Below are 13,043 nucleotides of genomic sequence, written 5' to 3'. Positions count from 1 at the left end.
AGGTGGAGTTTAGATGAAAAAAATGTTTCTTGGTATTACAGCTGCTGCACTTTTGGTTGGAATCGGCTCGTCTTGGACATATGATAAGTACTTTAGTGAAAAAGAATCATCGAAACATTACGCCTTATCCAAAACATATAAATCAACAGATGAATTAGTTAAAAATTCAAAATTAATAATCAAAGGAGAGGTGTCTAAGGAATTTGAGCTAGAGAATGTAGGAGAACTTTTGTATCGTGTTTACACAGTACAAGTTGATAAGGTCTATAGCAATGACTTTAATACGAAAATCACACAAGGAGAGACCATTGATTTTTATCGTCCAGTGGGGTTGCGGGTTGGAAAAGACATAGCCTACATTACGGATGAAGACAAACTTGACATAGATGGCGGGGATTACCTACTGTTTTTAAACGGAGGATATGTGGAATCCATCGATAAAGAAATCCTAGTACCAAATACACCTAACCAGTTGTATAAACTAAATGACTCCAAGGGATTGATAGGATATGAAAACTATGAGGGCGTTTTTAAATCAGAGAAGGGGCTTAATGAAATAACTGAGGAAGAGTTGTTGAAAACAATTAACAATCAATAAGAATAGGGGCTATCAAAAGAGATAGCCCCTATTAATTAGAGTTCACGAAATGAGACTTTTTACAGAGAGAGCCGATTCTATTGTACTTGGCTATTATAACATGAATATTTTTCCTATTATCTAATTATTTGTACTGTTTATCGGTTCTATTAGTGTGGTATTCTAAGAATACAAGCTCATATAATAAAAAAGACCACAGGTGCTGGTATTGAACTGGCCCCATAAAGTGAGACAAGGAAAAACACCTCCCTGAATCGTGAAGTGCACCCCTTAAAGTAGACATTGGAAAAACCCTCGAGGTTATCCGATGAACTTTAGGGGGTGCACTTCATTTTTAAAGGAAGGCTTATTTGTAAATCAGCGATTTTTTGTCAAAGAAGCAAAGCATCCGTATCCCGGTTTCAATCCGCGCTCCTTACATAGGAGCGATATAGCTCTGTAAATGCTTGTCACTGATGTTTACGTTTCAATCCACGTTCCTGTGTAAGGAGTGATGTCAATAATCTCAGCGCTTGGTCGTTGGGTAAGAAAGTTTCAATCCACGCTCTTGCGTAAAGAGCAATGTATTGCCATGCTTTCAAGATTGAGGGTGAACGTTTCAATCCACACTCCCGTGTAAAGAGCGATAAAATACTGGCTGTAATCGTATTGGTTTGCATAGTTTCAATCCACACCCCTGTATAAGGAGCGATGAATATGGGCGATTGACGATGGTTTTGGAGACTGGTTTCAATCCACGCTCCCGTATGAGGAGCGATTAATAAACTTTCCCAAAAATACAGATCCACAGTAGTTTCAATCCACGCTCCCGCCGTATAAGGAGCAATAGTATTTGAGCCAAGATCACAAACAGTTTATAGAAGTTTCAATCCGCGCTCCTGTATAAGGAGCGATCTTCCCTACGTAGTTTAATCAGTGCAGACATAATGTTTCAATCCACGTTCCTGTATAAGGAGCGATTACCAGAAATCTGATATAATGGTATTGTAAACAACAGTTTCAATCCACGCTCCTGTATGAGGAGCGATCAGCTTTCAAGGTGCAGATGCGGCGATCGACAACAAGTTTCAATCCACGCTCCTGTATAAGGAGCGATAGTATTGCTTAAAAACAGCGTACTAAAAGGTTTCATGCATTATTTTTTGCGAACCACACTTTTAAATCTAGTATACTTTCATATATTACGTAAGACTATATCCTGACTAACATGCGGATGCGAATCTCCTGAGGATTTATGTGAGCTAGAGGTTCGCACCTAACAATTAGCAACATGTAGGTCCAGAAGAGTTATGCCTACAACGCCAATAACTGTTATCACTATTTTTCAATGATTGAAACACCAGCAGGAAGATTTTCGCGTTCAATTTCTATTACATAATCCTGAAAGGAACGAGCCGGTTGATCTTGATCCAAAACCTTCTGGATTCCTATTCGATCAAATAATTGATGGGCAGGGGCTATTCCAAGCTTGGAATCATGTTCAAAGATGATTAGTTTACGTACAACCATTTCACCTCTTGAAGCAGATCTATCATGTTCAAACATATGAACGATTGCTTCCCACAATAGATTCAAATCTTCTTCAGTAAAATTTGATTTTTCAGCAAAATGAGCTGAAATAAATCCATTCATACGATATAAAGCATAGGGTATAATATATTTTTTTCCTAAGGTTCGCTGTTTATCTTCTCCTTCTTTAGTTACTGATTGTCGAGTGATCGTAATATCCTTACTAAAGATTGGTTCAACACTTCGTGAGAACGTAAATTGGACAGGTCCTCTAATCTGGCCACAGTTAACACTACTTGACATAACCGCTCCAAAAGTACGAACATCATAAAAATTATCACACATCCATTGTGCCAATAAATTGGCTTCTTCCTTATCCTTTGGTTTAAGTTTCGGTTCAGTAGATTTTATGTTAGATTGATCCCGAATACTAAAGTAAGCTTGCCGATGCTGTTCATTGTGTATGACTCCTTCAGTCACATAAATTTGGAACCCTGTTTCTTCATGTTTTATCATTTCGATGTAGTTTCGTACTCTTCGCTTTAAGCATACATCCGTTACAATTCCATGACCAGTTTCTCCATCCACGCGTGGCATGTTCCCTGCATCCGGATCGCCATTGGGATTTCCGTTCGTAACATCAAAAATAATTACAAAATCATACCTCCTTTCAATCGGTTGGTACGTTCTTTGAATTGTCATCTACTTTCTCTCCTTTCTTATACATGTGCTGCTTTTGATGATAATATCCTAATATGAATACACCTTGTTGTTGGGAGTTGAGATGAGAAGGAAAATTATTGACATCCTCCAAAATTTCTTCAATATTCCTTTCACGAAGAAAACCATAAGTAGATTCCGACATATGATAATTCGCTGTGACGATCAAAGAAGGAAAAACTATTCCTGGTGTAGTTACTGCTGAGGAAAAAAAACGATCTTTTATCGTACGGTTTAACTTGTTTTTGCCACCTACAGCATCTGCTTGTGCTTTCTCTAGCACTGCAAATAGCCTACCTAATCTATACGGAATATCTCTAGTCTGTTCGTTTAATGCCACAGTGGTAACCTCCTGTAATAATCGTTTCTTATAAATGCGAGCATAACGTGATAAATAAGCTTTTATAATGGCTGCTTTTGTGCTGTTCACATTTTGATCAGCTTTTATCCGATTAACAATGGCAGCAAACAATGAAAAAGGATATAACGTACCTTCTAAGATGGAACTCAACAATTGACCTTCAAGAGATGCAATTGATTTCCAGAATTCTTTGTTTACTTTTTTTTCTTTACTTACTGTCTCTAAAAGAATGGTGGTTATCGTTGGAACGGATTTTTCAATATTCATATATCCATCAATTTCTAAGTCATTTGCATGTTGGCTACATTTATCTAATAACTTTTCAATACTACCCTGCCAAAAAAAACGAATGAATACCCTTTTTTTATTTGGAGAAAGCCCCATCACATAGAATGGAATCTTCAAAGATGTCTTCATTTCTTCCGTTATTTCAGATCCTTTCCTAATTCGTTCGAACAAGTCCTTTAATGATTTGTCTTGATCACTTCCCTCGTGCTTGTCTTCAACAATAAGTGAACGAAAAAAACTCGCATGTTCCTGCTCTTTTTCTATATGATTGGTCCTGCTCCAAAATACAGTAGTCATATCTCCTATATGGTGTATGCAATTATTTTCGGAATTTAGTAATTGATTTAAAGCTGTGGTATATCCAAATACGGCCTTATAACTAGTGGGGGCATTAAAACCTTGATCTTTTCCATAGGATTTGAATGAATCTTGATTGAAACAAACGAGAGAAGCACCTGTTGAATGTGCATTCTTGATTCCTTTTATGGGTAGATCATGAATTCTAGCAATCTCCTCTGAGTATTCTCCTGTGACAAGACATTGCCCAGCTTTAGATGTCTTTTTTATGAGTTTCTTTTGGTATTCAATCCATTTTTCGTAAATGATTGGTTTATCATGTAAGTAATGATCACTCCCCTCTACTTTAATTACAGCTAGACCTGATTCATTTAAGATATTTGTTATAGACCGAACAATAGGATTTTCTGTGACCTGATTTATATCCCAATTTTGATAAAATCGGATAACGGCCTGAGCTTCTTCATCCAATGTTCTTGATAAAACCTCAAAATGGAGTAACTTGCAACCTTCAAATTTTTCCCTACTATTTATACTCTTTGGAGGTATATATCCTAATAAGTATTCAAGTGTGTCACATAGAAAATATGGTTTTACATTACTAGACCTACCTACATGTTGAGGTACGCTCATTTTAATAGGAATAAGGTGGTTCCTCTCCATGTCACGAACATCTAAGATATTTAATAAGCCACCATCTAATGAAATCTCAAGAACAAATGAGACCTTTTCCGTGGAATAATAATACTTATCAATCATTGACATTTTTGACATATCAATATAATGCTGATATAGCGACTGTAAGATCAAAGTCTTATTCCTTCTTTCTTTACCGACGTAGATATATCAATGACCCCTTGACGCATCTTAGCGTGAAAATGAAAGGACTCCCTTTTTCTTTGATAATTTAAATCCCAAAGCATTAAACCTAAATCTCTATCAGGAGTTTCTCTATAACATGATTGATGGAATATGTCATCATCCTTTTCAACATAAGAAAAATTAGCTGCAAATTCTCTACATCCAAGATACGGATTATGAATACATTGTCCTTTTCTGGCTCTACGTACAAACATATTAAAATATTTTTCAAGAGTATCAGATTCATAAGCTAAAGAAGTTAACTCAACGTGCGCTTCAATCAAATAAGCAGGATTTTTTAAGATCATCGATGAACGTTGTTGCCTCTCCTTGTCATTGGTAATAATTTGTCGCTTTATTGGTTTATCTTTTTCTATCGCAGTTTTTATATGACCAGATGGAATTACATGTGATAGTTCATTACGTCGAATGGTTGCAAACTTAATTTCATTCAGGACGTGAATACGATCTACAATCCAATTAATAGAAGGCTTCCATAGGATAGCTTCCAATATCCCACGCGCGGCGGATGGAGTAATTACATCATAACTACCTCTTTCTGGTTTGAGTTCTGGACGGGTAAAACATGCATATTCCCCCCATACATGAAGTTGAACTCCATATTTCATGTTACATCCTCCTTATTTTTTAATTCATAAAAATCTCTCTCGTATGATGCTCTTCTGAGAATGGCATAATGCCAATATCCTCCTTGTACCATTTTGTACAATTATGTAGTACAAACACTCCTTGTCGTACCTCTTTTAATTCCCCAGCTTGTAAAAAATTCTGAAATTCCTTTTGATATATCTGGACCGTATAAAGCTGCAAATTACGAAATAAGGATTTCATGGAGCACGTTGATTGCAATTTTTTTATTTGATTAGTACTTACTTCATCGATAGGAACAATTACTGTCTCCATATTGTTATCAATTAATTTAAATAGACGATCTACGTCTTTAAAAGGAAAAGACAAACTGTGGATACCCTCATTTAATCGACCTATTATGTTTTCAGAGTCTGTCCGATCTTGTAGGGCAGCTGTTTGATAAAAGTACAGTTCCGAATAGTAATCTTTCATTGCTGACAAGGATAAGCCTTGTTCTCTATATTTATGTAATATTCTTTTCGCAATTGAGCCTGTTAATTGGAACCACCCAGGGGGAAATCCTTGTTCTGTTTCAAACACAAAAACATCACCTGTACTAAGTCGCCCATTTCGATTACAACGACCAGCTGCTTGAGCAATAGAATCTAGCCCAGCTAACTCTCGATATACAACTGGGAAGTCAATATCTACTCCAGCTTCGATTAGTGGTGTACTAATAACACAGCATCGAAGCCTTTTATCTAAACGCTGCCGAATCATAGCAAGTACCTTTATACGATGCTTCCCACACATCCGAGCACTTAAATGGAACAAAAATGGGTCCTTCTCATCAACTTTTACACTAAGATACTGATATAGCTCTCTTGCTTCTTTTCTTGTATTCACGATACACATGACTTGGTGGTGTGTTTGTATTTGACTAGCAACTTCTTCTAATGATTGCACTCCAAGTTGATGAAGACATGTACGTTGAAATTGTTTATGACGCAGAGGAACATCATGAACAACTTCTTTGATTTGGATGGATGGAGGAAAAAAACGATCAATTCCAGGTTGTGTACCTGTACAAAATAAGGAGGTTACTTTGTAATGACGTGCTAATTCTTCCATGGCATACAGCGATGGTTTTAAAAAATTACCATTCATAATTTGAGCTTCATCAAAAATTACAACACTATTTGCGATGCGATGAAGCTTTCTGCATTTGGATCTTTTATTAGAAAAAAGAGATTCAAAGAATTGAACATTTGTTGTTACTATTACAGGAACATCCCAGTTTTCTTCAGCTAAATCCATTTTTTGATGTAAAGTCTTAATCTTTTCTTCTTTTTCATCTAGACCCACTTCTTTTTGAATATTAGAATGATGCTCCAATACTACTTCATTCCCTAATATTTCACGAAGGATAGTAGCGTTTTGTTCAATGATTGACGTAAACGGTATCACATAAATAATCCTTGCTAGTTGATGTACCTGGGCGTGTTTTAAGGCAAATCCTAAAGAAGACAATGTTTTGCCACTACCTGTGGGCATATTAATCGTATAGAGTCCTTGTGGGCCTTCTGCTGCCATTAAACATTCGTGCATTAATTCATTTCGATATTGTTCAATTTCTGTTTTTGAAGAGCTAAATTTTCTCATATATTGCATATAACGATTTAACGTAGTTAAAATGTCTAACGTTATACCACGTAATGTAGAAAGTTCCTTATTACAAAATTCTTCTGTATCAAGTGAATCAGCATCTACTAAGCAAGAATATAACATCCTGATAAACATGGAATATCTCATACCAAGGTTAAATCCCTCACTTATAGGGAGCCAGCTTGGTATGTCAGGTTTAGCAATCTCATGAAATGCATGTTGAAACTCTTCAATCTTTCTCTGGAGTCTTCTAACTAAACAAGAATCTGATCCTGCAATTGTCCCCCCATTAGGTAAACCAGAATGATGGCCAGCAATCGCATAAGCAGGAATCTTACCTACTATTGATCCCCAATGTTTTTCTATTACCTGAGCACCGGCAGTAGAATGATCTACTGGCAATAAACTTCCTTTAAGTCGTTTCTGAAACATATCTGAGTATTTACCAATGTCGTGAAGTAATCCAATAGCATACCCCCATTCACCTGCTCCAAAGACATCTGCAAACTTAGATGTTCGTTCCGCAACACCTCTCAGATGATTACTTAATAGCTGCCAGTCATCTTCGTTTTCAGTTGCCGTTCGATGTGCAAAGTACATATAGAAACACTCCTTACTTCTGGAGAATGTTATCTACTTAACATGCACTTTGACACTCATTATTATTAAGATATTTAGTAGTAGTATTGCCAGTATTTTAAGAAAAATATACCTTTGTCTAATGATTATGAGGAAATGAGAACGGCACTATGTGACAAATCGTGGATATATTACTCCTTAGGCTACACCCTCCATCTTTAAATACCTAAATCAATGTTCTATGAATACTATAAAATTGGATATAGATATCTAATATTTAATGAAATAAAATGAATGGGCAACTCTACATTGAATACTGTAAAGTCACCCATTCTGACTAGTTAAGTTAACCGCATTTTCCTGACGGTACCCAAAATATAATATTTAAGAATCTAATGATATTTATTACAAAATATCATTAATATTTACATAATTATACATTTAAGTTAAAATGTTAACAAATATCATGTTTTATTAATTTAGGAAGGGGATTTGTATGGATGACAGTCTAACTTTTACAACACTGGGGGAACTGATAAAAAAGAAAAGAGAAAAAATAGGCATAAGTTTATCGGAAGTATCTAGAAGAACTGGGGTAAGCAAAGGGGTAATATCCAAAATAGAATGTGGTGACACAAAAAGTCCAGAGCTGAGGACTTTGAAGCCTATCGCAGATGTTTTAGACATTCCTTACGAAGATATCATTGAATATAGCATCGAGATAGAACGTCGCTATGGATTATACGATGACTTTTTATCAGAGGCTATTGAAATTTCCAATCCTTTTTTGATTAATAAAGTAGCAATCAAATTTCTAGAAAACATTAAGAAAGAAACATGCTCATCGTTAGACCATTTGTATACACTTGCAAACACTAGTACAAACAACGATGCAAAGGTAACTCTTTACACCGCTATTGTTACTTACGCCAGAGTGCATGGACTACCACATTACATAGCCAAAGGGTTATTGCAGAAATACTTGATTGAGAGAAAAGACTTAAAACGGATGGAAGAATCGTTTAAAGATGGCGAAGAAATCATTCATTATGTCGATTTTTTAAGTCATGAGGAGAAGATAAACTATTACTATAGAATGGCTCTACAAGCATTTGCTATAAAGAAATACGATAGATGTATTGAAATAGGAAATAAAGGTCATACCGAAGATGGTACAATAAATGAATTGAAAGAACGTGTTGCTTTAGCTATCTTGAATTCTAACTCACGGATGGGCAATTTTACAGAATTAGAAAAATGTCTTGATATGTATGTTGCACTAGACTACCGTCTAATAATAGAAAAGGTGAAGTATTTTCGTGCAATTATCCTTTTCAAAACTGGACAACATTATGAAGCAATCCCACTGCTGAAAGATTGTGTAGAAGAAGCAACAAAAGACAATCGCTTGCACAGAATAAATGACTTAATAGAGGTCTTTTTGAAAATTGATGACTTGGATTCACTCCAACATATCTTCGAGCAAGAGGAGAAAAATACCGTAGTTAAGATATATACTCCCTATAAATATTCTGAATTAGGTAAATACTACAGGTACAAAGGGACATTTCTAGTAGAGCGCGGTTTGTTTAATGAGGGAATGGAAGCATACCTACAAAGTATGTACTTCTACAGTAAAATTAATGACCACAACGGTATTATGGGGTGTCAAGAAGATATATACAAGTATCACTGTGAGAAAGCAAAACAAATGGAATTACCCCTTCTGAAAAAGCTAACGGAAGTATATAATATGGTAAATAAAGGTGATTCAAAGGAGGACTAATTGATGAAGAAATATTTGACCATTATCACAACTGTATCGCTGGTACTGTTTACTCTTTTAGCTGTTACCAATTACAATAATTTAGGGAATAACGTAGTGCACAAAGCAATAAAGCAATATCATGATGATCCAGGCTATTAATTCATAAGGTTAATTTTTTCAGAACGCTACTAAACTATAGCGTTCTTTTTTTTTTGAAAAATTTCGTAATATTTTGTCGGTATTCAAAGAGCGTTTCTTCGAGAAAAAATTGCAGATAGTCCCAGTAACGCATGGTAAAATAATACATAAAAGGAAGAAGGGAGGTGTTTGTAATTAGTGTATGCTTTCTATTAATACAAAGGGGCGTTCCCTCCGCCGCTAAACTTACGGGAACGCCCCCACCTTGAGCAACAAAAAAAGTTTCTCAAGGATATTCTACCACTCATTTACAGAAGCTTATTGAAGTCCTCCGTAAAGAGTTAGAGCATCGGTTTTTCAAGAAAGGATCATTTTTACATCCAGAAGTATTGCAGATGAGCCAACAACTAGATAAGTACATTGTTGCCTTTCAAAAGCTTACAAAACACTAAACTGGTTGTCGATGAGAATACGCTGTAAGGAAACCTTACGAAACCCTTTGGGGCATATAAACAGCCGTTTTTCAGCTATTCCTTTAAGACAATTAGAATGTCCATTATGTTGGTATGGGGTGACTCCTATCAAGAAATTGAAATTGATAGAGCCAGAGGAAATATTACGAAAACAAGAATTAAAACAAGAATGGTCTGAACGCCGACTTGATCTTAAAGATGAAGCTAAAAAGATTTTGCTAGAAAAAAAACGATGAACTAACCTTAAATTTGTAAATATTTACATCATTTTCATAAGGATACAATGTAAATATTTAATTAATTTTCAAAAGAATTGTTTGAGCAATTCTATATCGAAAAGTAGAAAGGTGATAAATGATGAAAAAAGGATTCGCACTACTGACTGCAATAGCAATTCTAACCTCATCCACTACAGCATTAGCCGCAACATGGCCTGTTCCCGACTCTACTAGAGTGACACAAAAGTACGGAAATGGTCATAAGGGACTAGATATTGGAGCTAAGAAAGCAGGGAAAGCTGGAGATTCTATAGTTTCAGCTTTTGGTGGTAAAGTTGCTTTTTCTGGATACCATGAAAGCAAGAAAGGTAAAAAGAGTAGTTATGGATATTTGGTGGTAATTAACCATACTGTCGATAAAAAAAATGTGCAAACTTGGTATGCTCATCTAAATAAAGAACCCTTGGTTTCGGATGATGAGAAAGTTTCTGAAGGAGAACAGATCGGGGAAATGGGAGAAACAGGTGGCGCCGATGGTGTTCACTTACACTTTGAAACAAGAAATGGTACAAAATATGATTTTGGAAACGTACCTTTTGATCCATTGCCATATTTCCCTAAGATTAAAACCTTTACTACAAAGATACAAGAATTCGATATAGATAGTATTGAGACAGACATGCTACCTCCAGAGCTAACGAATGAAGACTCCATTTTTTATAGCCTTGAAGAAATTCGTGCAATGACACCTGAGCAGCGTACTGAATTAGGAATACCTTTGGAATAAATTGACATATGTCTTGTGCCCCCTTTATAATAAGGGGGTTCTTGCTTTTAAAACAAAAAATTGAATACAGAATGGAGGGTTTGGTGATGAAAAAAATTTTTCTTTTCTTACTGATTTCCATAATTGCTACCACTTCAATTTCAGCGTGTTCTCCAAGTAAAGTTGAAACTACAAGTAGTATACCTTTACAAAGGAATGATTTACTAACAAAAGAAAACATAACTCTCATAGCATCTCTTGTAGAAAAATCGGCTCCTGAGGTACTGAATGATGAAGTCCTTACCAGTAAAGGAGATATACCTAAGTGGATTTGGTTTGAAAAATTGCAAACATGGACAAGCGAATTTTTATGGTTAACAAGATCAAAGCAGTTCATTGATGGCAATTCGAAAGATGTCATTGTTTCAACATTAACAAAATATTTTACCCCTACTAAAGCAGAAGAAATCTTTGCTTTTTATTTTAAAAAGAAAGATGATGGCACTTATGAGTGCATTGAGACAGAACGATTCACAACAAGCTTACAAGGGATTTTGGAAGACCTAAAAGTAGACCTCCAAAAGAAAAGTGAAACAAATACAAGCGTTCTGATAACAGGTATTGGATACGATTCCTCTAATTTCAAAAATAAACAACAAATTATAGTAAAGGTACAATTCAATCTTGTCAAAGATAAGGATCATTACCTTATTGAAGATATAACTGATCTAGATTGAGGCATCATTATGCAAAGAGAAACGTCCGAATCTGTACTGCACCTCGGACGTTTTTTGCTGTTTACAGCGATTAGCTCTTTTTCGATGTTACAAAAAGTCCATCCATGCAATTTAGTTTTAAAAGTATGATCTCTCTCTAGCTTCACTTTTCTACTACGTTCGCTTTTTGACAAGTTGGCCAATAAACCAGGTAAAAAAACGTTCGTCTTTTTCTGCAAAAAACTCCAGGAATTCATCAGCTAAACACGCTATTTTCAATGAAAAACACAAAAAAATAGCTATTTCGTAAAGTAAATATATTATGGGCTAATTCTATATACTCCAAACATAATCTGTTGCGCGTCTAACCAGGTTCCATTTAATAGTTGTTCTATCCTATTCAAAAGTTGCGTTTATTTTTGAATAGATTGATATAACTTGGGTTAATTATATGCTCCTAACAAAAAAGCTCCCCATTATTACGGGAGCTAACCCACAAACCGTACAAAATGAGGAGATCGTAATAATCCTGCCTTAGTATAGCATTGAAACTTCACTTCACATTTTATCAAAGGCTGTACATACATCCATTTGTCAGTTCTTCTGGTGACAATCTGAGAAGAAACATGATAGAAAGCTTTTCGTTCTTTTGGCGGTACAAACTCCATTATACCTAGATGTTTACCATTCTTTGATAATGACCAACCAAATTTGTCTTTTCTTATCCCTGTTATTTCTATTACTTCGTGTAAATAAGCTTTAGTTTTAAGCCAAAAATGGCTTCGTGTGTCAAGTAAATATGGGCTAGAATTGTTTTTTGAAACAATGCCCTCCAGACCTAACTCCTTTGTTTTATTGAATAGCTCAATACCATCATCGAATGACGGGCATATTGAAATTTCATTGGAAGGCAGAATAATAGAGTTTAAAATGGATAGCCTTTCTATTAAAGGAACCTTTGTTATATCTTTATCATTTAGGTAGAGTATGTCAAAGGCTACGAAATGAGCCGGTAGTATTTGTGATAAACGTTTAACTTGTTGATTGTTTTTTGTCATAAATCGTTTCATCACAGATTCAAAACAAGGTTTGGTACCATCCATAACGATCATTTCACCGTCAATTACAGCATTTTTAATTGGTAATGAGGGCCTAATCTCCTCAAATTGAGCTGTACATTCATTTTGATGCCGAGTGAAAAGTCTTATGTTGCCTTCATCGTAAGACAGTAAGCAACGGATACCGTCCATTTTCAACTGATGTACAAAATTACCAGTAGGAGGTATATCAGATTTATAAAGCAGCATAGGCTTAATAGGTTTATTTAACATATTAAAAATCCCTCCCATATATTAAATAGTAGCACAAAGAGGTATGATATTTATTCTTAAATATTGGATAAAAGAGCTTATCAAAAATAGCCGGTTTTCATCACATCAGGGAGTGTAACCGGCTGTTTTTATGTGTTATAGAACTTATTCCTAATGATAAAACA

Annotated in this window: 12 protein-coding genes; 6 read left to right on the top strand and 6 right to left on the bottom strand. The window is 35.4% G+C overall.

Annotation, left to right across the window (positions count from 1 at the left end):
- Positions 1 to 13 precede the first annotated feature (13 nt).
- The gene (locus EEL30_00165) at positions 14 to 598 is read left to right on the top strand and encodes a hypothetical protein (GenBank protein ID QDX90936.1); all 585 of its coding nucleotides are present in this window, start codon (positions 14 to 16) and stop codon (positions 596 to 598) included.
- 449 nt (positions 599 to 1,047) lie between these two features.
- Here the strand turns inward: EEL30_00165 and EEL30_00160 are convergent, their stop codons facing one another.
- From EEL30_00160 to cas3, 5 genes are all read right to left on the bottom strand, one after another.
- Positions 1,048 to 1,386 (bottom strand): hypothetical protein, encoded by a 339-nt coding sequence (locus EEL30_00160; protein QDX90935.1) that lies wholly within the window; start codon positions 1,384 to 1,386, stop codon positions 1,048 to 1,050.
- 529 nt (positions 1,387 to 1,915) lie between these two features.
- The gene (gene cas7c / locus EEL30_00155; protein ID QDX90934.1) at positions 1,916 to 2,809 is read right to left on the bottom strand and encodes a type I-C CRISPR-associated protein Cas7/Csd2; all 894 of its coding nucleotides are present in this window, start codon (positions 2,807 to 2,809) and stop codon (positions 1,916 to 1,918) included.
- The gene (gene cas8c, locus EEL30_00150; protein QDX90933.1) at positions 2,778 to 4,583 is read right to left on the bottom strand and encodes a type I-C CRISPR-associated protein Cas8c/Csd1; all 1,806 of its coding nucleotides are present in this window, start codon (positions 4,581 to 4,583) and stop codon (positions 2,778 to 2,780) included. Before cas8c ends, cas7c begins: the two co-directional genes overlap by 32 nt.
- Positions 4,580 to 5,263 carry a type I-C CRISPR-associated protein Cas5 gene (gene cas5c / locus EEL30_00145; protein ID QDX90932.1) on the bottom strand — a complete coding sequence of 228 codons (684 nt, stop codon included), beginning with the start codon at positions 5,261 to 5,263 and terminating at the stop codon, positions 4,580 to 4,582. Before cas5c ends, cas8c begins: the two co-directional genes overlap by 4 nt.
- 19 nt (positions 5,264 to 5,282) lie before the next feature.
- Positions 5,283 to 7,490, bottom strand: coding sequence for a CRISPR-associated helicase Cas3' (gene cas3, locus EEL30_00140; GenBank protein ID QDX90931.1), 2,208 nt, complete (start codon positions 7,488 to 7,490; stop codon positions 5,283 to 5,285).
- A 475-nt stretch (positions 7,491 to 7,965) separates the two neighbouring features.
- Here cas3 and EEL30_00135 point away from each other — a divergent pair, with 475 nt between their 5' ends.
- From EEL30_00135 to EEL30_00115, 5 genes are all read left to right on the top strand, one after another.
- Positions 7,966 to 9,255 (top strand): XRE family transcriptional regulator, encoded by a 1,290-nt coding sequence (locus EEL30_00135; GenBank protein QDX90930.1) that lies wholly within the window; start codon positions 7,966 to 7,968, stop codon positions 9,253 to 9,255.
- Between the two features lie 440 nt (positions 9,256 to 9,695).
- Positions 9,696 to 9,827, top strand: a complete 132-nt coding sequence (locus EEL30_00130; protein QDX91027.1) for an aspartyl-phosphate phosphatase Spo0E family protein — start codon at positions 9,696 to 9,698, stop codon at positions 9,825 to 9,827.
- A 47-nt stretch (positions 9,828 to 9,874) separates the two neighbouring features.
- Entirely contained in the window at positions 9,875 to 10,084 is a 210-nt protein-coding gene (locus EEL30_00125) for a hypothetical protein (GenBank protein ID QDX90929.1), read from the top strand.
- A 118-nt stretch (positions 10,085 to 10,202) separates the two neighbouring features.
- Positions 10,203 to 10,853 (top strand): M23 family metallopeptidase, encoded by a 651-nt coding sequence (locus tag EEL30_00120; protein QDX90928.1) that lies wholly within the window; start codon positions 10,203 to 10,205, stop codon positions 10,851 to 10,853.
- Between the two features lie 86 nt (positions 10,854 to 10,939).
- The gene (locus EEL30_00115) at positions 10,940 to 11,569 is read left to right on the top strand and encodes a hypothetical protein (GenBank protein QDX90927.1); all 630 of its coding nucleotides are present in this window, start codon (positions 10,940 to 10,942) and stop codon (positions 11,567 to 11,569) included.
- 467 nt (positions 11,570 to 12,036) lie between these two features.
- Here the strand turns inward: EEL30_00115 and EEL30_00110 are convergent, their stop codons facing one another.
- Complete coding sequence (locus tag EEL30_00110; GenBank protein ID QDX90926.1) at positions 12,037 to 12,897, bottom strand: DNA polymerase LigD; 861 nt, start codon at positions 12,895 to 12,897, stop codon at positions 12,037 to 12,039.
- Between the last annotated feature and the right edge of the window lie 146 nt (positions 12,898 to 13,043).

Source organism: Brevibacillus laterosporus (assembly GCA_007833815.1).
Taxonomy (GTDB): Bacteria; Bacillota; Bacilli; order Brevibacillales; family Brevibacillaceae; genus Brevibacillus_B; species Brevibacillus_B laterosporus_D.
Note: the sequence above shows the minus strand (reverse complement) of the source record. Positions and strands in the feature narration are given on the sequence as shown.